This is a genomic window from Streptomyces sp. NPDC002138 (assembly GCF_040296485.1).
Taxonomy (GTDB): domain Bacteria; phylum Actinomycetota; class Actinomycetes; order Streptomycetales; family Streptomycetaceae; genus Streptomyces.
The window spans coordinates 61,907-82,836 of sequence record NZ_JBEOXE010000036.1 but is presented as its reverse complement, the minus strand read 5'-3'; the positions used below and the strand labels follow the sequence as shown (position 1 = coordinate 82,836).

The following is a 20,930-nucleotide window of genomic DNA, read 5'->3' as shown; positions in this document are numbered from 1 at the left end:
CCCCGCCGCCGAAGCCGCCGCGCCGGTCGTCGAGGCTCCGGCCGCCGAGCCGGTCGCCGAGCCGGTCGCGGCACCCGTCGAGGACGCCGCTCCCGCGCCGCGTGCCCGTCGCCGTGCCACCCGCGCCGTCGCCGCCCCGGCCGCCGAGGCCGCTGCCCCGCAGGCCGCCGCCCCGCAGGCCGTCGCCGAGCCGGTCGAGCAGCCCAAGGAAGCCGCCGCGAAGGCCGCCGTGACGGTCGCCGACGCAGTGGACTCCCCGAAGGGCCGCGCCACGCGCCGCCGCGCCACCCGTTCCTCCGCTCCGGCCGCCGCCGCCCCGCAGCCCGCGGCCGCCCCGGCCGCCGAGCCGCGCGGCCGCCGCGCCGCGCGCCCCGCCGTCGCCATGTTCCAGGCGCCGGTGTTCGCCGAGCCGATGTTCCAGACCCCCGAGACCGCCGCCATGGCCGCCGCCGCCGCGCGCGTCGTCGCCGACGAGGTCGACGAGGACGAGGAAGAGATCGAGTTCGAGGCCGAGGCCGCCGCTCCGGTCGCGGCCCCCGCCGTTCCCGCCGGCCGTCGCCGTCGCCGCCGTGGTGGCGCCGCGGCGCCCGAGCAGGCCGCCGAGCCCGTCTCCGCCCCCGCCGCAGCCCCAGCCGGCGCCCCGATCTCCGTCGAGTCCGTCCTGGACGAGGAGCCCGAGGCCGCCGAGCTGGAGGACGACGAGAACGACGAGTCGGGCGACCGCCCGTCGCGCCGCCGCCGCCGGGGTGGCCGTCGCCGCCGCCGCGGTGAGTCCGTCGACCTCGACGAGTCCGCCGAGGAGGAGTCCGAGGAAGGCGACGAGGCCGCCGCCGAGCAGGAGTCCGACGAGGACGACGAGTCCGACGACGAGGAGAACGGCCCGGCCGGCTCGAGCTCCAGCCGTCGCCGCCGTCGCCGTCGCCGCCGCAGCGGTGACTCCGGCGCCGAGGGCGACGCGGGCGACGAGGACGGCGTACGCACGGTCGTCAAGGTCCGCGAGCCCCGCCCGGCCCGCGAGCGCAGCGAGTCCACCTCCTCCGACGAGGTCCAGTCCATCAAGGGCTCGACCCGCCTGGAGGCCAAGAAGCAGCGCCGCCGCGAAGGCCGCGAGCAGGGCCGCCGCCGCGTCCCGATCATCACCGAGGCCGAGTTCCTGGCCCGCCGCGAGGCCGTCGAGCGCGTGATGGTCGTCCGCCAGAGCGGCGAGCGCACCCAGATCGGTGTCCTCGAGGACAACGTGCTCGTCGAGCACTACGTCAACAAGGAAGAAGCCACCTCGTACGTCGGCAACGTCTACCTGGGCAAGGTCCAGAACGTGCTGCCGTCCATGGAGGCCGCCTTCATCGACATCGGCAAGGGCCGCAACGCGGTCCTGTACGCCGGTGAGGTCAACTTCGAGGCCCTGGGCATGGCCCACGGCCCGCGCCGCATCGAGGCCGCCCTCAAGTCCGGCCAGTCGGTCCTGGTGCAGGTCACCAAGGACCCGATCGGCCACAAGGGCGCCCGCCTGACCAGCCAGGTCTCGCTGCCCGGCCGCTACCTGGTCTACGTGCCCGAGGGCTCGATGACCGGCATCAGCCGCAAGCTGCCCGACACCGAGCGCGCGCGTCTGAAGACCATCCTCAAGAAGATCGTCCCCGAGGACGCGGGCGTCATCGTGCGCACCGCCGCCGAGGGTGCGAGCGAGGACGAGCTGCGCCGCGACGTCGAGCGCCTGCAGGCGCAGTGGGAGGACATCCAGAAGAAGTCGAAGCAGATCTCGACCTCTTCGCCGAGCCTGCTCTACGGCGAGCCGGACATGACCGTCCGCGTCGTCCGCGACATCTTCAACGAGGACTTCTCGAAGGTCATCGTCAGCGGTGACAGCGCCTGGGAGACCATCCACGGCTACGTGAACCACGTGGCCCCCGACCTGGCGGGCCGGCTCTCGCGCTGGACCTCCGAGGTCGACGTCTTCGCGACGTACCGGATCGACGAGCAGCTCGCCAAGGCGCTCGACCGCAAGGTGTGGCTGCCCTCGGGCGGCTCCCTGGTGATCGACAAGACCGAAGCGATGATCGTCATCGACGTCAACACCGGCAAGTTCACCGGTCAGGGCGGCAACCTCGAAGAGACCGTCACCAGGAACAACCTGGAGGCGGCCGAGGAGATCGTGCGCCAGCTGCGGCTGCGCGACCTGGGCGGCATCGTCGTCATCGACTTCATCGACATGGTCCTGGAGTCCAACCGCGACCTGGTCCTGCGGCGCATGCTGGAGTGCCTGGGCCGCGACCGTACGAAGCACCAGGTCGCCGAGGTCACCTCGCTGGGCCTGGTGCAGATGACCCGCAAGCGGGTGGGCCAGGGTCTGCTGGAGTCCTTCTCCGAGACCTGCGTCCACTGCAACGGCCGCGGCGTGATCGTGCACATGGAGCAGCCGACGGCCATCGGTGGCGGCGGCAACGGCAAGCGCGCCAAGAAGCGTGCGGGCCGGACCACGGAGCACGACCACGAGCACGAGCAGTACGTCGACACCGAGGCCGAGGGTGACCTCGAGGTCGAGCTGGTGGAGACCGAGGCGGAGGTGGCGGCCGAGGCCGCCGCGCCGCGCGCCCTGCCGGAGCCGTCCTTCGTCCCCGACGAGGAGCTGTACAGCAGCCCGGGCGAGGCCGAGGCAGCGGCGGGCATCAGCGGCCGCCGCAACCGCCGCCGCGCCACCCGCAAGGCGACCGCTCCGGCGGGCGCCCCGCGCGGCGGAGCCCAGGCTCCGGCCCGCGCGGCCGAGGCCGTGGCCGAGCCGGTCGCCGAGCCGGTCGCCGAGCCGGTCGTCGTTCCCGTCGCCGAGCCGGTCGCTCCGGCCGTCGCCGAGGCGGAGCCGGTGACCCCGGCCGCCGTCGCCGCCCCGGTCGCCGAAGCCGTGGCCGAGCCGGTCGAGGAGGCGGCCCCGCAGGGTCGTACCCGCCGCCGCGCCACCCGTAAGGCCACCGCCCCGGCGGGCGCCCCCAAGACGGCCGAGGCCGTCCAGGAGGCCCCCGCGCCGGAGCCCGTCGTGGAAGTCGCCCCGGAGCCCGTCGTGGAGCCGGAGCCGGTCGTGGAGGCCGCTCCCGCCGTGGAGGCCGCGGACGCCGCTCCGGCGCGTCCGCGCCGCCGGGCGACCCGCAAGGCCACCGCGCCCGCCGGTTCGCCGGCCGGTTCGGCGGACGCCGCGATCGTCGTGGTCGAGGCCCCCGTGGCCGAGGAGGCCCCGGCCGCCGAGGCCGAGCCCGACGCCGAGGTCCCCGAGGCCGAGGCGCCCGCGCCGGCCAAGAAGGCGGTCCGCAAGACGGCCGCCAAGAAGGCCCCGGCCAAGAAGGCGACCGCCGCCAAGAAGACGGCGACGGCTGCCAAGAAGACGGTCGCGAAGAAGGCGACCGCCAAGAAGACCGTGAAGAAGGCGGCGACGAAGAAGACCGCGGCGGCGGAGCAGCAGTCGCTCCCGTCCGTCTCGGCTCCGGCCACCGAAGCCTGATCCACACCCGGTCCGTGGGCCCCGCCGAACGGCGGGGCCCACGGCCGTGCGGGGCCCGGTTTGACCCTCGAACGAGGGCCCCGTAACCTAGACCGTCGGCGTGTCTCAGGACACGCCGCGCTCCTGAGCACCTCCCTCCCGCCGCGTACGCGCATGCGTCGCACTGGGAGAGGCCGCTCGTCCAATCCGGATCCGCGTGGGCCCGTCTTCGTGATGGTGCCCGCCTGAACGGCTGGCTTCAGGAGCATCCGCCCCGAGTGAGAGAGAGATCCGCGTGTACGCCATCGTGCGCAGCGGTGGTCGCCAGCACAAGGTTGCTGTCGGCGACATCGTTGAAGTTGACAAGATTCCCACTGCCAAGGTTGGCGACACGGTCGAGCTCTCGACCCTGCTCGTCGTCGACGGCGAAGCCGTTACCAGCGACCCGTGGGTCCTGGCCGGCATCAAGGTCACGGCTGAGATTGTGGATCACCACAAGGGCGCCAAGATCGACATCCTGCGGTACAAGAACAAGACCGGCTACCGCCGTCGCCAGGGTCACCGCCAGCAGTACACGGCGATCAAGGTCACCGGTATCCCCGCGGCTGCGAAGTAAGAGGGACTGAGACATGGCACACAAGAAGGGCGCATCTTCCACCCGGAACGGGCGCGACTCCAATGCTCAGCGGCTCGGCGTGAAGCGCTTCGGCGGTCAGGTCGTTTCCGCTGGTGAGATCCTCGTCCGCCAGCGCGGCACCCACTTCCACCCGGGTTCGGGCGTGGGCCGTGGCGGCGACGACACGCTGTTCGCGCTGCAGGCCGGTGCCGTCGAGTTCGGCACCCACCGCGGCCGCAAGGTCGTCAACATCGTTCCGGCCGCCTGAATCAGCTCCTGCTGATCTCGCGTACGTAACTTCCCGAGGGCGGATCTCAGCTCTTCCCGGCGAAAGCCGGGAAGAGAGGTCCGCCCTCGGCGCGTTGTCACATAGACACGTTTAATGGGCAGCAAGGCCTGCCCGGGACATTCCCGTATGTATCTGGAGGAACACCCATGACCACCTTCGTGGACCGCGTCGAGCTGCACGTCGCCGCGGGTAACGGGGGCCACGGCTGCGCCTCCGTTCACCGGGAGAAGTTCAAGCCGCTCGGCGGACCCGACGGCGGCAACGGCGGCCGTGGCGGTGACGTCATCCTCGTGGTGGACCAGGCGGTCACCACCCTGCTGGACTACCACCACAGCCCCCACCGCAAGGCCACCAACGGCCAGCCCGGCGCCGGCGACAACCGCTCCGGCAAGGACGGCCAGGACATCGTCCTGCCCGTCCCGGACGGCACCGTCGTCCTCGACAAGGAGGGCAACGTCCTCGCCGACATGGTCGGCCAGGGCACCACCTACGTCGCCGCCGAGGGCGGCCGCGGTGGTCTCGGCAACGCCGCGCTGTCCTCCGCCCGCCGCAAGGCGCCCGGCTTCGCCCTGCTCGGCGTACCCGGCACGGGCGGCGACGTCATCCTCGAGCTGAAGACCGTCGCCGACGTGGCGCTCGTCGGCTTCCCGAGCGCCGGCAAGTCCTCGCTCATCTCGGTGCTCTCCGCGGCCAAGCCGAAGATCGCCGACTACCCCTTCACCACCCTGGTCCCGAACCTCGGCGTGGTCACCGCGGGCTCGACGGTCTACACCATCGCCGACGTCCCGGGCCTCATCCCCGGCGCCAGCCAGGGCAAGGGCCTCGGCCTGGAGTTCCTGCGCCACGTCGAGCGCTGCTCGATCCTGGTGCACGTCCTGGACACCGCCACCCTGGAGTCCGACCGCGACCCGCTGGCCGACCTCGACGCCATCGAGAACGAGCTCAAGCTCTACGGCGGCGGCCTGGAGAAGCGCCCGCGCCTCGTCGTCCTGAACAAGGTCGACATCCCGGACGGCCAGGACCTCGCGGAGATGGTCCGCCCGGACCTGGAGGCCCGCGGCTACAAGGTCTTCGAGGTCTCCGCGGTCGCCCGCACCGGCCTCAAGGAGCTCTCCTACTTCCTCGCCGGGGTCATCGCCAAGGCGCGCGCCCGCAAGCCGAAGGAGGAGGCGACCCGCATCGTCATCCGTCCGAAGGCCGTGGACGACTCCGGCTTCACCATCACCTACGACGAGGTCGAGGACGTCTACAAGGTCCGCGGCGAGAAGCCCGAGCGCTGGGTCCGCCAGACCGACTTCAACAACGACGAGGCCGTCGGCTACCTCGCCGACCGCCTCAACCGCCTCGGCGTCGAGGACGCGCTGCGCAAGGCCGGCGCCCGCGCCGGTGACGGCGTGGCGATCGGCTCCGACGAGAACGCGGTCGTCTTCGACTGGGAGCCGACCATGATGGCCGGCGCCGAGATGCTGGGCCGCCGTGGCGAGGACCACCGCCTGGACGCCCCGCGTCCCGCGACGACCCGTCGCCGTGACAAGGAAGCCGAGCGCGGCGACGTGGCGCAGCAGGAGTACGACCAGTTCCGCCAGAACCAGACCGGCGCGTAGCAGCGCCGCGTCACGGGGTCGCGTGACCGCGTCGCGCGACCGCGGTTGACGCCCGTGCGCCGAGAGCCCCCGCCGAGGTCCCCCAGGGACCTTTGCGGGGGCTTTCGCACGGAGTGGACCGGTACCGGTCTCCGCGACCCGGACGTCCCATAGGATCCTTGGGTGAGCAGCAGCAACACTCCCCGCGTCTCCGTCGTGGTGATCGCGTACAACGACGCCGCGCTCGTGGGCGAAGCCGTCACCTCGGCCCTCGCCCAGGGCCCCCTGGTGGGCGAGGTCATCGCGGTCGACGACGCGTCCGCCGATGGCACCGCCAGGGTGCTGGACGAGCTGGCCGCCGTACACCCGCGCCTCAAGGTCGTGCACCGCACCGGGAACAGCGGGGGCTGCGGCACGCCCCGCAACGACGGGATCGCGGCCGCGACCGAGCCGTACGTCCTCTTCCTCGACAGCGACGACGTGCTGCCCCCGGGAGCCGTCGAGGCCCTCGTGCGCGCCGCCGAGGAGCACCGCGCGCCCGTCACCGTCGGCGCGTGCGTACGGCGCGAGCTGCCGCAGGGCCACGACGTGCCCTGGATGCCCGGGCTCTACACCCCCGGCGAGGTGATCGAGCGGCCCGCGGACGAGCCCGGGCTGGTCCGCGACACCCTGTGCGTCAACAAGCTGTACGAGCGGTCCTTCCTCGACAAGCACGGGATCCGCTTCCCCGACGGCCGCTTCGTCTACGAGGACTTCGTCTTCACCGCCCGCGTCCTGGCCGCCGCCCCCCGCATCGCGGTCGTCCCCGACCTGGTCTACGTCTGGCACGTGCGCCGCGCCGCCGCCCGGGTGTCGATCTCCCTGGACCGCAAGGACGTCGGGAACTGGGCCGCCCGCGTCGAGGCCCACCGCACCGCGGCCGGGATCATCACCGCCGCCGATCCCGCCCTCGGCCTCGCCTGCCAGGTCAAGTTCCTGGAGTACGACCTGCGGATGTACCTGCGGGAGCTGGGCACCGACCCCGACTACCAGGCCGCCTGGTGGACCCTGACCAGGGACTACGTCGCCGGGTTCGACGAGGCCGCCGTCGAGGCGGCCGGTGCCCGCGCCCGCTGGATCGTGCGGGTGCTGCGCGCCACCCCCACCCCGCCCGCCGACATCCGGCGCCTGACCCGCTTCGCCGCCGAACCGCCGCGGCTGCTGCCGCCGTACGCCCGGCGCGCCGACGGCACCCCGGTGTGGAGCGAGGAGACCCCCGCCGTCCTCGACGGGCTCGCCGAGCTGCCCGTCGCCGAGCTCCCCGTGACCGTCGACGCGGAACCGGCCGGCGGCGGAGCGCGTCTTTTCCTCCGTGTCCACGACCTGTACGGGCGCCTCGCCGAGGCCGCGCCCCGCACCGCGCAGCTGCGCTTCGTCCCGCGCGCGGGCGGCGAACCGGTCGTGGTCCCGGCCGTCGAGCTGCGCCCCGACGGCGCGGACGGCTGGAGCGCCGAGCTGCCCTTCCGGCTCGCCGCACTGGCCGCCACCGGCCGCCGCCGCGGCCTGCGCGGGATCCAGGCATGGGACGTGCGCGTGAGCGTGGACTGCGCGGACGGCAGCTCCCTGCTCACCTCCCTGCGCCCGCTCGGCGATCTGCTGCGGCGCCGCGCACTGCTCAGCGGCCGGTACGGTGTTCTGCTGACGCAGCCCTACCGCACGGCCGCCGGATCGCTCGCGCTGCGGCTCGCACCCGGCGCGGAGGGCGCCGCCACCTTCGTACGCAACCGCCTCGACCGCGCCCGTCCGGGCCGCCGGTCACGCTAGAGCTCGGGAGAATACGCATGACCTTTCTGATCACCGGAGGCGCCGGTTACATCGGCGCACACGTCGTCCGCGCGATGCTGCTGGCCGGTGAGGAGGTCGTCGTCCTGGACGACCTCTCCACGGGCAACGCCGACCGCGTCCCGGAGGGCGTTCCCCTGGTGATCGGCTCGGTCCTGGACCGCCTCGTCCTCGACGAGACCTTCCAGCAGTACGCCATCACCGGCGTGGTCCACCTGGCGGGCAAGAAGCAGGTCGGCGAGTCCGTCGAGAAGCCGACGTACTACTACCACGAGAACGTCCAGGGCCTCACGGTCCTGCTGGAAGCGGTCGCCGCCGCCGGGATCCGCAGCTTCCTCTTCTCCTCCTCCGCCTCCGTGTACGGCATGCCCGACGTGGACCTGGTCACCGAGGAGACCCCGTGCGCGCCGCTGAGCCCGTACGGCGAGACCAAGCTCGCCGGAGAGTGGCTGGTCCGCGCGGCGGGCAAGGCCCACGGCATCTCCACCGCCTGCCTGCGCTACTTCAACGTGGCGGGCGCGGCCACCCCCGAGCTCGCCGACACCGGCGTCTACAACCTGGTCCCGATGGTCTTCGAGCGCTACGACGCCGGTGAGGGCGCCCGGATCTTCGGTGACGACTACCCGACCCCGGACGGCACCTGCATCCGCGACTACATCCACGTCGAGGACCTCGCCGACGCCCACCTCGTAGCCGCGCGCAAGCTCGCCGAATGGGCCGCGCGGGGCGAGTACCAGGACCTCACCGTCAACATCGGGCGCGGCGAGGGCGTCTCCGTACGGGAGATGGTCCGCCTGCTGAACGAGAACACGGGGCACGACATCGCGCCCGTCGTCACCCCGCGCCGCCCCGGCGACCCGGCGAAGGTCGTCGCCTCGGCCGAGCGCATCGCGGCGGAGCTGGGCTGGAAGGCCCGCCACGACGTCCGGGAGATGATCACTTCGGCGTGGGCGGGCTGGGAAGCCAACCGCAAGGCCTGAGCACGCCAGGCCTCGCCACGCACGAAGCCGCCCGCCCCGGTCTCCAGCACCGGGGCGGGCGGCTTCGTCGTACCGCGGGCCGGTCAGCGCTCCAGGAACGCGAACAGGTGCTCCCACCGGTCGGTGATCTCGGCGCTGGAATAGCGGCGCACGCTCTGGAAGGCGGCGTCGCCCATCCGGTCGCGCAGCTCCTTGTCCGCCATCAGCAGGCGCAGGTGCCCGGCCAGCTCCATGGTGTTGCCGAGCCGCGCGAGCAGCCCGTCCTCCCCGTGGGTGACGATCGCCCGCACGCCCGGCGCGCAGTCGAAGGCCGCGCAGGGCACGCCCGCCGCCATCGCTTCCAGCAGGGTGATCGGGAACCCCTCGGCCCGCGAGGCCTGCGCGAACACCGAGGCCCCGCGCAGCGCGCCCAGCACGTCGTCCGTGCTGCCCATCCACTCGACCGAGTCGTCCAGGCCGAGCGAGGTGCAGCGCTCGCGCAGCATCGCCGCGTCCACGCCCGCGCCGTAGATCCGCAGGGTCCAGTCGGGGTGCTGCGGGACGGCGTCCGCCCAGGCGTCGAGCAGCAGGTCGACGCCCTTCTCGTCGGCGAGGCGGCCCACGCAGGCGACGACCTTCTCGGTGCGCGGCGCGGGGGAGTCCGGCATGAACGGCAGCGGGTTGGGCATGCTGCCGACGTTCTGCATCCCGGACCGGATCCAGAGGTCCGCGTCCTCGGGGGTCAGCACCAGCATCCGGTCCACGTCGCGGTAGTGGCGCCGGACCCGGGCCGCGCGGGTGGACTTGTGGCTGGCCTCGAAGGACTCGTGGCTCATCCCGATGACGGTGAGCCCCTTGGTGTCGCTGAGCCCCACCCACTCCATCGCCCAGACCTGGGTGACGATCACGACGGCGCCCGGGCGGGCCGCCCGGAACAGCGCGCTCAGCTGCTCGGCCTTCGCCCGCATCCCGGCCCGGCGGGCCGCCTGCCGACGCCGCTCGGGCGCGTTGAGGCGCCCCTTGATGCCGTGCAGCCGGCGGGCCGCCGGCGGGTGGGCGTCGTACAGGGTGCTCGTGGCGTAGGGGAGGTCCGCCGGAAAGTGCTGGCGGATCTCCTCGGCGACCGGGGCGATGCCGATGACGTGCACCCGGTGGCCGCGGTCGGTCAGGAGCCGGGCCATCTGGTGCGACCAGGTGGTCACCCCGCCCAGCTCGTCCACGCTGTTGGAGACGATGAAGACGTCCCGCCCGTCGGCCGCCACCGAACCGGCGCTCTGCTCGCTCACTTGCCACCCCTGGTGAAGAACTTCTCGACGATCTGGCGGGCCGCGTCCCCGCGGTCGTACTCACCGAACTCGGCGAGGAAACGGGCGCGTGACTCCGCGTACTTGCCGTCCGCCTCCTCGAAGGCGGCCAGTGCCTGCAGGAGTTCGTCCGCCGTGGCCACGACCGGGCCCGGGGCCTTCTCCTTCAGGTCGAAGTACGTCCCGCGGATGTCCGTCGAGTACTTCTCGTAGTCGTAGGCGAAGAACAGCATCGGCCGGTCGAGGACGGCGTAGTCGAACATCACGGACGAGTAGTCGGTGATCAGCCCGTCGGCCAGTTCCAGCAGCGGGGTGATGTCGTGCCTGCGGGACACGTCGATCACCCGGCCCGCCACCGACGGCGGCAGCGACACGCTGTTGAGGTAGTGCGTGCGCACCAGCAGCGTGAAGCGGTCGCCGAGCCGGTCCGCGAACTCCTCCACGTCGAAGGGGAACGCGAAGCCCTCCACCGCGCCCTCCGCGGTCGCCCGGAAGGTCGGCGCGTACAGCAGCACCTTCTTCGCCGGGTCGATGCCCAGCTCCGCGGCGAGCGGCCCGCGCACCCGCTCCCCGCTGTCCGCCTCGGCGCGGTGCGCCGCGACCAGGGCGTCGTTGCGCGGGTAACCGGTGCGCAGCAGGACCTCGTCGCGCAGCCGGAAGCCCTTGGCGAGGGTGCGGGTGTCGTGCTCCGAGCGGATCAGGAAGTGGTCGAAGCGGTCCACCGCCTTCTGGAACTTGTCCTGCCCCGCGCGCCCCTGCGCCTTGGTGCGCGGCTCGTGGAAGCCCATCCGCTTGAGGGCGGAGCCGTGCCAGGTCTGGATGTACGTCGTCCCCGGGCGCTTGGCCAGCGCCAGCGGGAAGCCCTGGTTGTCGATCCAGAACTCGGCCTGGGCCAGCGCCCGCAGGTACGGCCAGCTCCAGCGCCTGACCAGGGTGGCCTCCTTGGGGAAGCCGGTCGGGCGGGCGCCCGCGTAGGACCACACCGCCTCGAAGGCGACGCCCTGGCGGACCATCTCCTCGTAGATCGCCTTGGGGCTGTCGCTGTACTGCTTGCCCATGTGGCTCTCGAAGACGACCGTGCCCTTCTTTACGGGCAGCTTCGAGAAGACCTCGTGGTAGACCTTCACCTTCTGCTCGCCCGAACCGAGGTTGCGCCGGGCCCGCAGTGCCTTGCGCAGTCCGCGCTTGACCACGCCGGCGGCCTTGCCGTGTATGGCGTTGTTGATCAGGCTCTGGGTGCGGACGGCGGCGGGGCCCGCGGCGGTCAGGACGTAGGAGAGGTTGCCCTTCTTGGTGATCTCCGGCTCGAAGCGGTCGGAGACCAGCCGGGTCAGCCGGGGGCGCACGCGCAGGGCGGTCGCCGAGTCCAGGTCCAAACTGCCGGTCGAGACGCGCGTGGAGATGCGGTCCTTGCCGGCCTTCATCTTGAGCCGGACGTCCCAGACGGCGTCGATGATGCCGAGCGGGCGCACGGTCGAGCCGATGTCGGCCGTGACGGTCCACTCGATCGTGTCACCGGCGTGGCGCACGGTTGCCACCGGGAAGCGGAAGGACCGCACCCCGATCTGCCGCCGGGCCCGGAACTCCAGCTCGGCGCTCAGCTCCACGTCGGGACCGATCCGGCCGAGCGGGTTCACGACGGCGCCGGACATGGTGACCGTCCCGCGGCCGTCGTCCTCGTACGAGGTGAGCCGGTTGCCCAGGGTGAGGGAGGTGAGGGGGGTGGTGTGGAAGCCCTCCTCGGTGACGTCCAGTATCCGGCGGCCCTCGGCGTCGTCGAGGTGCTCGGCGCACCAGTAGACGCGCCCGTCGCGCTCGGCGAGGGGGGAGCACAGCCGCCCCTTGTTGGTCATCGCGTCGGCGGCCGGGAGCAGGTTGTCCCAGTCCTCCTTGCCGAGCAGGTACGCGCAGATCGCCTGGAGGGCGGTGACGTGCTCGTACGCGGCCGGGTCGATGCCCGCGAGGTAGCCGTTGGCCAGGCGCGCGAACTCCTGGCGGTAGTCATCGTCCAGCAGCCGCAGGTCGCGCAGGTGCAGCACGAGGTCGTGCTTGAGGAACTTGGCGTCCTTGGCGGACTTGATCTGGTCGTGGCCCTTGCTCGCGAGCAGCTCGTCGACCCGGCGGTGGATCTCCATCCGGTGGACGAAGTTCGCGATCTCGTGGCGCCGGTTGCTGATCGACTTGGCCGCGGCCTTCTCGACCACGTTCCAGAAGTAGACCTGGTTGGGGATCAGCGTGATCCGGCGGGCCGCGACGTACGCCTGCGCCGAGAAGAGCAGGTCCTCGTAGTGGATCCCGACCGGGAACTCCAGCCCCTGCTCCAGCAGGAACGCGCGGCGGTAGCACTTGTTCGTCGAGAGGGTGTCGTAGACGAGCAGGTCCGGGTACTCGGTGATCGACTCCAGCGTGCGGGTGCGGGAGTAGATCCAGGGGTACCACTCGGTCGTCTTGCCGAACCGGTTGTCCAGGTGGACCCGGACGCACATGCCGGCGACCAGGTCGGAACCGGTCCGCTCGGCGGCGTCGAGCATGTTCCGGCAGGCGTTGCGCTCGAGCACGTCGTCGCTGTCCAGGAACATGACGTAGGTACCGGTCGCCTGCCGGATGCCGTGATTGCGCGGGGCGCCGCAGCCGCCGCTGTTCTCGGGCAGCTGGAAGGCCCGGACCCGGCCCGGATGGGCCGCTTCCAGTTCCTTGGCGATCCCGAAGGACCGGTCCTTGCTGCAGTCGTCGACGATCACGACTTCGACCCCGTTGAGAGTCTGGTCCAGAACCGACCGCACCGCTGTCGGCAGACGCTCTGCGTCGTTGTAGACGATGACGACCACGGAGACGTCAGGCACGTGCACCTCGATCTTGTTGTTCCGTTCCGCCCCCGGACTCCGTCCGGAGGGACCCCCCGCCGGTCAAAGCTACCGTGTACCGCAGGCAGCTCAGGCAGGCCGTCCGACGGCGTGCATACTTCTAAGGAAGAGGTGTGCGCCGGGTCGGGCCGCTGACAATCACCCGTTCGGACCCAGCAGGAAGTGTTCATGACGAAGCTGTCCGTAGTAGTCCCCTGCTACAACGAAGAAGCGGTCATCGACAGCTTCGACGCCGAGATCCGGCGGGTCCTGGATGCCCTCCCCGTCGAGTACGAGGTCTGTTACGTCGACGACGGCAGCCGCGACGGCACCCTCGGCAAGCTCCGCAAGATCGCCGCCGAGCACGGCGACCAGACCCGGTACGTCTCCTTCAGCCGCAACTTCGGCAAGGAGGCCGGCATGCTCGCGGGCCTGCGCGAGGCCACCGGCGACGCCGTCGTGATCATGGACGCGGACCTCCAGCACCCGCCGGACCTCATCGCCACCATGCTCGACCACTACCGGCAGGGCCACGACCAGGTCATCGCCCGCCGCACCCGCGAGGGCGACAAGAAGCTGCGCAGCGCCCTGAGCCGGATCTACTACCGCGGCATCAACCGCTGGGTCGACGTGGAGCTGACCGACGGCGTCGGCGACTTCCGCCTGCTCTCCCGCCCCGCCGTGGACGCGCTGCTCGCGCTGCCCGAGTACAACCGCTTCTCCAAGGGCCTCTTCTCCTGGATCGGCTTCGACACCGTCCACTTCGACTACCGCAACGCCCAGCGCGAGGCCGGCGAGACGAAGTGGAAGCTCGGATCCCTGCTGAACTACGGCATGGACGGCCTGATCTCCTTCAACAACCGGCCGCTGCGGATCGGGATCTGGGCGGGCGTGTCGCTGGTCGCCCTGACCGCCGTGTACGCCCTGTGGATCACCGTCATGGCGATCACCAACGGCGTCGACTCACCCGGTTACGTCACGCTCGTCGCCATCATCGTCGGCATCGGCGGCGTCCAGATGATCATGCTGGGTCTGATCGGCGAGTACATCGGCCGCATCTACTACGAGACCAAGCGCCGCCCGCACTTCCTCGTCAAGGAATCGCACGGCGTCGCCGTGGCGGAACCGCGCACCGTCGCTCCCGCTGCCGTCCCCACGGAGCAGGACGTCCGATGAAGAGCCAGCTCGGCCAGCTCCTGCGCTTCGGCCTCGTCGGCGGGGTGAACACCGGCACCTTCTTCGTGCTGTACCTGCTGCTGCACCCCTACATGCCGTACTTCGCCGCCTACTCCCTGGCCTTCGTGCTGGCGATGGTCGGCTCGTTCTTCATGAACACCTACTTCACTTACCGCACCAAGCCCACCTGGAAGAAGTTCCTGCTCTTCCCGCTGACGAACATCACCAACTACGTGATCCAGTCCGTGGGCCTGCTCGTCCTGGTGAGCTGGGTCGGCACGAACGAGAAGATCGCGCCGCTGATCGCCGCGGTCATCGCGATCCCCTTCACCTACGTGCTCTCGCGGCGCATCCTGGTCCCCGGGGCGGGTTCCGCGGCGGGTTCCGGCGCGGCCCCGGCCGCCCCGGCCGCCCCGGCCGGCCCCGCCGACGATCCGCAGCGGCCCGAGGCCTCGTCCGCGTCCACGGTCTGAAACCGGCGGGCACGCCCGGGAGGCCACCCCGTAGATTGAGGCCCGTACATCGGGCAAGGGGCAAGGGGACAGACGTGTCAGCGGCAAGGCAGGGCGTGGCCGACGCCCGCAGGATCGTGGTCAAGGTCGGCTCCTCCTCGCTCACCACCGCAGCGGGCGGGCTGGACGCCGACCGGGTGGACGCCCTGGTCGACGTACTCGCCAAGGCCCGCAGCGGCGGCGAGAAGGAGATCGTGCTGGTCTCCAGCGGAGCCATCGCCGCCGGGCTCTCCCCGCTCGGACTGCGCCGCCGCCCCAAGGACCTCGCCCGCCAGCAGGCCGCCGCCAGCGTCGGCCAGGGCCTCCTCGTCGCCCGCTACACCGCCTCCTTCGCGCGCTACGGCGTCCGCGTCGGCCAGGTGCTGCTGACCACCGACGACACCAGCAGGCGGGCGCACTACCGCAACGCCTACCGCACCCTGGACCAGCTGCTCGCGATGGGCGCCCTGCCCGTCGTCAACGAGAACGACACCGTCGCCACGGACGAGATCCGCTTCGGCGACAACGACCGGCTGGCCGCCCTCGTCGCCCACCTGGTCCGCGCCGACCTCCTGGTCCTGCTCTCCGACGTCGACGGCCTCTACGACGGCGACCCCGCCCTCCCCGGCACCACCCGCCTCGACGAGGTGCGCGGCCCCGAGGACATCGCGCACGTCACCATCGGCAGCGCGGGCAAGGCGGGCGTGGGCACCGGAGGCATGGTCACCAAGGTCGAGGCCGCGCGGATCGCCGCGGCCGCGGGCATCCCGGTGGTCCTCACCTCCGCCAGCCAGGCCGCCGACGCCCTCGCGGGCGGCGGGACCGGCACCCACTTCCACGCCACCGGCCGCCGCTCCACGGACCGCCTCCTGTGGCTCCAGCACGCCTCCGCCCCCCAGGGCCACCTCGTCCTGGACGACGGCGCGGTCCGCGCGGTGACCGAACGCGGCAGCTCGCTGCTGCCCGCGGGCATCGCGTCGGTCGGCGGCGACTTCATCGCGGGGGACCCGGTGGAGCTGCGGGACGGGCACGGGCGCGCCGTCGCCCGGGGCCTGGTCAACTTCGACGCGAAGGAACTGCCGCAGCTGCTGGGCCGCTCGACGAAGGAACTGGCGCGCGAGCTGGGGCCGGAGTACGAGCGCGAGGTCGTCCACCGGGACGATCTGGTACTGCTCCAGGACTGAGACCGCACGACCGATGTTGGGCAAAACCGCCGCGCGGTCGGTCGGGGACTGGTCAACTGTGAGGGGCGGACACGCGGAACGCGCAGACAGGAGGCGGCTGGTGAGACGAGCACTGACCAGCGTCGGCTCGAACGACTGCGCCGGGGCGGCTTCCGCTCACGGTGAGGAGCGGGACGACTCCCGGCTGTGGCACATCACGCTGAGCGTGTCGGGCAAACCGGTTCCGCTGTCCGAGGTCCGGCGCGGGCTGGAACAGCTGGCCCACGACCACCCCTTCCTGCTGACCAGCCGGTACGCCGACGACCACGCGGAGATCCGGTACTGGGAGGAGGCCCGCGACCTCCACGACGCGGCCGCCGTGGCCCTGCGGCTGTGGGGCGAGCACCGGTCCTCGGCGAAGCTCCCGGCCTGGGAGATCGTCGGCCTGGAGGTCATCGACCGTGCGACCTACCACCAACGAGTAGCCGAAGGCTACGGCCCCCCACCGGCCCACCCGGTGGGCGTCCACCCGTACTGAGGGGCACACCCCAGCCCGTCCGGCGTCTGAGGACCGGGTCCGGGCGGAGCCCGGGGGCACACCCCAGCCCCGCCGGCGATTGAGGCGCGGGTCCGGGCGGAGCCCGGTTCCGGGAAGGGGCGGGCAGGGGAGGGGCCCCGCGCGGCGGCCCCGTCTCGCGGGGTGGAACCCCGGTCGGCCCCCCGCCCCCGGGGACTACCCTGCACCCATGACCTCGCTGAACGACGCCACAGGCACCGTCACCGCCACAGCCACCCGAGCCAGGACGGCGGCAGCCGCCCTCGCCCCCCTCCCGCGGTCCGCCAAGGACAGGGCCCTGCTGGCGATCGCGGACGCGCTGGAGGCCCGCACGGCCGAGATCATCGAGGCCAACGCCCAGGACACGGCCAAGGCCACCGCCTCCGGCACCAGCGAGACCGTCGTGGACCGCCTCACCCTCACCGCGGACCGCATCCGCGCCATCGCCTCCGACGTCCGCGACGTCGCGGCCCTGCCCGACCCCGTCGGCGAGGTCGTCCGCGGCTCCACCCTCCCCAACGGCATCGACCTGCGCCAGGTCCGCGTCCCGCTCGGCGTCGTCGGCATCATCTACGAGGCCCGCCCCAACGTCACCGTCGACGCCGCCGCCCTCTGCCTGAAGTCCGGCAACGCCGTCCTGCTCCGCGGCAGCTCCTCCGCCTACGCCTCGAACACCGCCCTCGTGGCCATCCTGCGCGACGCGGTCGAGAGCGCGGGCCTGCCCGCCGACGCGATCCAGCTGGTCCCCGGCGAGAGCCGCGACTCCGTCCGCGAGCTGATGCGCGCCCGCGGCCTCGTGGACGTCCTCATCCCGCGCGGCGGCGCCTCCCTCATCAAGACGGTCGTCGAGGAGTCCATCGTCCCCGTCATCGAGACCGGCACCGGCAACTGCCACGTCTACGTCGACGCGCAGGCCGACCTCGCCATGGCGGTGAACATCCTCGTCAACTCCAAGGCGCAGCGGCCCTCCGTCTGCAACTCGGCCGAGACCCTGCTGGTCCACCGCGACATCGCCCACGCCTTCCTCCCGCTGGCGCTGGACGCCCTCGCGGACGCCGGGGTGACCGTCCACGGTGACGCCGAGGTGCTCTCGTACGCCGAGGAGTCCAAGGTGACCGCGCTGCCCGCCACCGACGAGGACTGGGCCGCCGAGTACCTGTCCTACGACATCGCCGCGGGCGTCGTGGACTCCCTCGACGACGCCGTCGCCCACATCCGCCGCTGGACCTCCGGTCACACCGAGGCCATCGTGACGACCTCGCAGGCCGCCGCGCGCCGGTTCACCCAGCTGGTCGACTCGACCACGGTCGCCGTGAATGCGTCCACCCGGTTCACCGACGGTGGTCAGTTCGGGTTCGGCGCGGAGATCGGGATCTCCACCCAGAAGCTGCATGCCAGGGGCCCCATGGGACTCCCGGAGCTGACGTCCACCAAGTACATCGTCACCGGCGACGGTCACGTTCGGTAGTCGCACCCCGCACCCCGCGTGGCCGGATTTCGGCCCATGCCCTGCCCAAAGCAGCCCCCCAGGTCTAGGCTGGCCCTGTGCCGGACGACGTGGGGGGCAAGCCATTCCCGGACGACGGGGAGCCCGACGACGACCGCGGAGGCGCGGATCACGACTTCGCCTCCGTGGTGTTCGACGAGGCCTTCGTCCGGAACGCCGAGATCCATGAACCGAGCGCCCTCGAGCGCCAACGGGCGGGCGACCGGGCGCGCGCCGACGCGGAGGCCCGCGCGGCCGCCGTCGCGGGCGGCTGGGCCACCGACGACGACGCCTTCGAGGGTCACGAGGGCCCTCCGTACGGCTACGGGCCCGAGGGCTACGGCCTCGACGAGTCCGGCCGCGACTACGGCTACGGCTACGGATACGGCCCCTACGGAGCGTACGGCGGCTCGCTGCGCCCCTACCGCGGCCGCTCCCGGTGGCTGCGGCCCGTCGCCTGGGTGCTCGCCGTCGTGATGGGCGTCGGCATGGTCACGCTCGCTTTCAGCGCCGTCTACCGCGGCGCCACGGGCGACCCCGACCCGGCTCCGCACCCCGCTCCGGCGCCCGCGAGCACCCCGCTGACGGAAGTGACCGGGTCCGGCGAGTTTACGTACCCCGTCGGCCGCCAACCCTGAAGGTACGACCCCTCTCACGCGCGTCCGCATTCCGGTGCGCATCCGGGCAGGGGGCTTCTCTGAAGCGGGGACAGCGGGGAGAAGCGATGGCCGTGCCAGGAGATCCACCCGACGGCACCCCCGAGGGCATCGGCGGGGGCGAGGACGAATTCCGGCCGGACGACTACCGGTCGGACGAGTACCGGTCGGACGAGTACCGCTCGGTCGTGTTCGACGAGGACTTCGTCCGGGCTGCCCGGCTCCAGGAGTTCTCCGCCGAGGAACGCATGGGCGAGCACGCCAGGGCCGTGCGCAGCCGCTCCCTGTGGTCCTCCGGCGCGCCCCGGCCGCACACCGGCACCCCGGGCCGGGCCGCCCGCCAGGGACTGCTGCTGGTCCTGCTGATCTCCATGGCCTTCGCCGTGGCGGTCTACATGGGCCTGAGCAGTCCGTACGTGCCCCCGCCCCCGGGACACGCCCAGCCGCTCACCGCCACGGTGGTCCCGCTGGCCCCCACCACGACCGTCACCGGCGGCAAGCCCGCCGACCTGTACGCGAAGAGCCCGGCCGCCGAATACCGCGTCGGCGCGGCCGGGATCACCCTGCCCGCGGTGCGCCGCACCCAGCACTTCAGCGAGACCCAGGTGCTCACCGCCCTGGCCACCGCCAAGGACTACCTGGTCCAGTCCTCGCTGGATCCGGACGTGCTGGGCGGCGCCGCCTCGCGGCCGGTGCGCGTGCTGCTGGACCCCGATCTGCTGGCCCAGTTCGACCGCAGCATGTCCAGCCCCACGGGGGACGGGCAGCACGCCGCCACGGGCTGGCTGGTCCGCTTCGACGCGGCGACCGCGACCCTGGCCGACTCCCGGGTGCGGGTGAGCGGCACGCTGGGCTTCGAGGAGGTGTCCCCGGACGTGCTGGAGGTCACCACCGACCACACCTTCGTCTACACCGTGCGCGGGCCCGCCGCCGGGCCGGGCCTCGACAGCGCGTCGCTCTTCACCGTCCGGCGCGAGCTGCGCATGCGCTTCGACCCCGACGACCTGGTGGCCCACCGGGTGGAGCTGCTGTCGGCCTACGTGGTGGCCGGGCCGCAGGACTGCTCCGCCGACCCGGCCGGCGGCTTCCGGCCGCTGCTCGCGGGGGCGGCCGCGACGACGGTGGGCCCGGCCGTGACCGACCCGTACGCCAGCGGCAGCCCGCGCCGGGCCTCCGGCCTGTGCGGGGTGCTGGCCCCGCCGCCGACGAACGCCCCGGCCGGGGGTTCGGCGTCCGCCCCGGCGGACCCGGCCGCGAGCCCGGCGGCCGACCCGGCGCTCGACCAGGCCGCCGACCCGGCTGTGGGCCCGGCGGCGGCCCCTCTCGACCTGGCGTTCTGGGTCAGCCCCGTTCCGTAGTCCCGCCCGTGCCGGTGTCCTTGCCGGTGTCCCTGCCGTCGCTCCCGCTCTCGGCGCCCGGTGCGCCGGAGGCGTTCGGCGGGGTCGGGGCGCCACTGCCCGTGAACTTGTCGCGCAGCTTGCCGCCCAGGTCACCCGCGCCGCCCGCGATGTCGCCGACCAGCTTCATCAGGGGGTCCTTGCTGGTGCGTACCGCGTCGGCGTAGTGCGCGGCGGACTGGCGGAAGGAGTCGGTCACCGAGGTGTCCTTGTCCTCCTCGCGGCGCGGGTAGTGCCCGGCCATGATCCGCTGGAAGTCGCGGCTCTCGGCCCACTTCTTCAGCTCGGCGGCCCGCACGGTGGTGAAGGGGTGCGTGCGCGGCAGCACGTTGAGGATCTTCAGGACCGAGTCGCGCAGGTCACCACTGGCGTCGTACTCCTCGGCCTGGGCGAGGAACGCGTCCACGTTCATTTCGTGCAGGTGGTTGCCGCCCGCGATCTTCATCAGGCCGCGCATCGAGGCCTGGACGTCCTGACCGACCAGCAGCCCGGCCCGGTCCGCCGACAGCTCGGACTTGCGGAACCACTCGCGCAGCGCCGTGACGATCGCCATGATCGCCACATTGCCCAGCGGGATCCACGCCACCTTCAGGGCCAGGTTCGTCAGGAACAGCAGGATCGTGCGGTAGACGGAGTGCCCCGACAGCGCGTGACCCACCTCGTGGCCCACGACCGCCCGCATCTCCTCCTCGTCCAGCAGCTCCACCAGGCCCGTGGTGACGACGATGATCGGTTCGTCCAGCCCGATGCACATGGCATTGGGCTTCGGGTCCTGCTGGACATACATCTGCGGGACCTTCTCCAGGTCCAGGATGTAACAGGCGTCCAGCAGCATCGCGTGCAGGTGCGGGAACTGGGTCTCGCCCACCCGCACCGAGTCCGACAGGAACAGCAGCCGCAGGCTCCGCTCCGGAAGCAGCCCGCTGAGGGCCTTGAAGACCGTGTCGAAGCCGCTCAGCTTGCGCAGGGCCACGAGGGCCGAGCGGTCCGCCGGATGCTCGTACGCCCGCGACGAGATGCCGGGGAACCTCCTGCGGTCCCGCGCCGGTGTCTTCTCGAATGACGTGCCGTCGGTCATCGTGCTCCCCCTCGATCCACCTGCTGTGCCGTGCGTCCATCTTCCC

The 20,930-nt window shown here is 72.3% G+C and carries 16 protein-coding genes; 13 read left to right on the top strand and 3 right to left on the bottom strand.

The genetic code is table 11. The features are described 5' to 3' along the window. The 6 genes from ABT084_RS23225 to galE form a co-directional block, all read left to right on the top strand. Positions 1–3,487: Rne/Rng family ribonuclease (locus tag ABT084_RS23225; RefSeq protein WP_351047056.1), on the top strand; the 3,487-nt coding region annotated here is incomplete at its 5' end. Between the two features lie 274 nt (positions 3,488–3,761). After that, on the top strand, positions 3,762–4,082 hold the full coding sequence (rplU, locus tag ABT084_RS23220; RefSeq protein ID WP_330330369.1) for a 50S ribosomal protein L21: 321 nt from the start codon (positions 3,762–3,764) through the stop codon (positions 4,080–4,082). 13 nt (positions 4,083–4,095) lie between these two features. Further along, positions 4,096–4,350 (top strand): 50S ribosomal protein L27, encoded by a 255-nt coding sequence (rpmA, locus tag ABT084_RS23215; RefSeq protein WP_048480572.1) that lies wholly within the window; start codon positions 4,096–4,098, stop codon positions 4,348–4,350. A gap of 167 nt (positions 4,351–4,517) precedes the next feature. Further along, positions 4,518–5,975: a GTPase ObgE gene (obgE, locus tag ABT084_RS23210; protein ID WP_351047053.1), complete on the top strand. Its 1,458-nt coding sequence runs from the start codon at positions 4,518–4,520 to the stop codon at positions 5,973–5,975. A gap of 162 nt (positions 5,976–6,137) precedes the next feature. Continuing rightward, positions 6,138–7,757: a glycosyltransferase family 2 protein gene (locus ABT084_RS23205; protein ID WP_351047050.1), complete on the top strand. Its 1,620-nt coding sequence runs from the start codon at positions 6,138–6,140 to the stop codon at positions 7,755–7,757. A 17-nt stretch (positions 7,758–7,774) separates the two neighbouring features. Beyond that, on the top strand, positions 7,775–8,755 hold the full coding sequence (gene galE, locus ABT084_RS23200; protein WP_351047047.1) for a UDP-glucose 4-epimerase GalE: 981 nt from the start codon (positions 7,775–7,777) through the stop codon (positions 8,753–8,755). Between the two features lie 83 nt (positions 8,756–8,838). On the opposite strand, the gene ABT084_RS23195 is transcribed toward galE, so the two are convergent. Both ABT084_RS23195 and ABT084_RS23190 read right to left on the bottom strand, forming a co-directional pair. Further along, entirely contained in the window at positions 8,839–10,020 is a 1,182-nt protein-coding gene (locus ABT084_RS23195; protein ID WP_351047044.1) for a glycosyltransferase, read from the bottom strand. Beyond that, positions 10,017–12,887, bottom strand: coding sequence for a bifunctional glycosyltransferase/CDP-glycerol:glycerophosphate glycerophosphotransferase (locus ABT084_RS23190; RefSeq protein ID WP_351047042.1), 2,871 nt, complete (start codon positions 12,885–12,887; stop codon positions 10,017–10,019). The genes ABT084_RS23195 and ABT084_RS23190 overlap by 4 nt, the downstream gene beginning before the upstream one ends. A gap of 183 nt (positions 12,888–13,070) precedes the next feature. Here ABT084_RS23190 and ABT084_RS23185 point away from each other — a divergent pair, with 183 nt between their 5' ends. From ABT084_RS23185 to ABT084_RS23155, 7 genes are all read left to right on the top strand, one after another. Beyond that, positions 13,071–14,057, top strand: coding sequence for a glycosyltransferase family 2 protein (locus tag ABT084_RS23185; RefSeq protein ID WP_351047039.1), 987 nt, complete (start codon positions 13,071–13,073; stop codon positions 14,055–14,057). Then, the gene (locus ABT084_RS23180; protein WP_351047037.1) at positions 14,054–14,530 is read left to right on the top strand and encodes a GtrA family protein; all 477 of its coding nucleotides are present in this window, start codon (positions 14,054–14,056) and stop codon (positions 14,528–14,530) included. The genes ABT084_RS23185 and ABT084_RS23180 overlap by 4 nt, the downstream gene beginning before the upstream one ends. 74 nt (positions 14,531–14,604) lie before the next feature. Continuing rightward, positions 14,605–15,732 (top strand): glutamate 5-kinase, encoded by a 1,128-nt coding sequence (gene proB, locus ABT084_RS23175; RefSeq protein ID WP_351047035.1) that lies wholly within the window; start codon positions 14,605–14,607, stop codon positions 15,730–15,732. A 13-nt stretch (positions 15,733–15,745) separates the two neighbouring features. Then, positions 15,746–16,249, top strand: coding sequence for a DUF8830 family protein (locus tag ABT084_RS23170; protein WP_502969012.1), 504 nt, complete (start codon positions 15,746–15,748; stop codon positions 16,247–16,249). A gap of 208 nt (positions 16,250–16,457) precedes the next feature. Continuing rightward, positions 16,458–17,735 carry a glutamate-5-semialdehyde dehydrogenase gene (locus ABT084_RS23165; RefSeq protein WP_351047030.1) on the top strand — a complete coding sequence of 426 codons (1,278 nt, stop codon included), beginning with the start codon at positions 16,458–16,460 and terminating at the stop codon, positions 17,733–17,735. A gap of 77 nt (positions 17,736–17,812) precedes the next feature. Next, complete coding sequence (locus ABT084_RS23160) at positions 17,813–18,391, top strand: SCO2584 family spore wall biosynthesis protein (RefSeq protein ID WP_351047027.1); 579 nt, start codon at positions 17,813–17,815, stop codon at positions 18,389–18,391. 86 nt (positions 18,392–18,477) lie between these two features. Further along, positions 18,478–19,767, top strand: a complete 1,290-nt coding sequence (locus tag ABT084_RS23155) for an SCO2583 family membrane protein (protein WP_351047024.1) — start codon at positions 18,478–18,480, stop codon at positions 19,765–19,767. Here the strand turns inward: ABT084_RS23155 and ABT084_RS23150 are convergent. After that, positions 19,751–20,884 (bottom strand): M48 family metallopeptidase, encoded by a 1,134-nt coding sequence (locus ABT084_RS23150; protein ID WP_351047021.1) that lies wholly within the window; start codon positions 20,882–20,884, stop codon positions 19,751–19,753. The two genes, ABT084_RS23155 and ABT084_RS23150, sit on opposite strands and share 17 nt — an antisense overlap. Between the last annotated feature and the right edge of the window lie 46 nt (positions 20,885–20,930).

Bases quoted from the DNA above. Each gene is read 5' to 3' on its own strand.
- ABT084_RS23170 (WP_502969012.1), top strand. From the start codon at position 15,746: ATGTTGGGCAAAACCGCCGCGCGGTCGGTCGGGGACTGGTCAACTGTG.
- ABT084_RS23180 (WP_351047037.1), top strand. From the start codon at position 14,054: ATGAAGAGCCAGCTCGGCCAGCTCCTGCGCTTCGGCCTCGTCGGCGGG.
- galE (WP_351047047.1), top strand. From the start codon at position 7,775: ATGACCTTTCTGATCACCGGAGGCGCCGGTTACATCGGCGCACACGTC.
- ABT084_RS23150 (WP_351047021.1), bottom strand. From the start codon at position 20,884: ATGACCGACGGCACGTCATTCGAGAAGACACCGGCGCGGGACCGCAGG.
- ABT084_RS23165 (WP_351047030.1), top strand. From the start codon at position 16,458: ATGACCTCGCTGAACGACGCCACAGGCACCGTCACCGCCACAGCCACC.
- rpmA (WP_048480572.1), top strand. From the start codon at position 4,096: ATGGCACACAAGAAGGGCGCATCTTCCACCCGGAACGGGCGCGACTCC.
- obgE (WP_351047053.1), top strand. From the start codon at position 4,518: ATGACCACCTTCGTGGACCGCGTCGAGCTGCACGTCGCCGCGGGTAAC.
- ABT084_RS23155 (WP_351047024.1), top strand. From the start codon at position 18,478: ATGGCCGTGCCAGGAGATCCACCCGACGGCACCCCCGAGGGCATCGGC.
- ABT084_RS23185 (WP_351047039.1), top strand. From the start codon at position 13,071: ATGACGAAGCTGTCCGTAGTAGTCCCCTGCTACAACGAAGAAGCGGTC.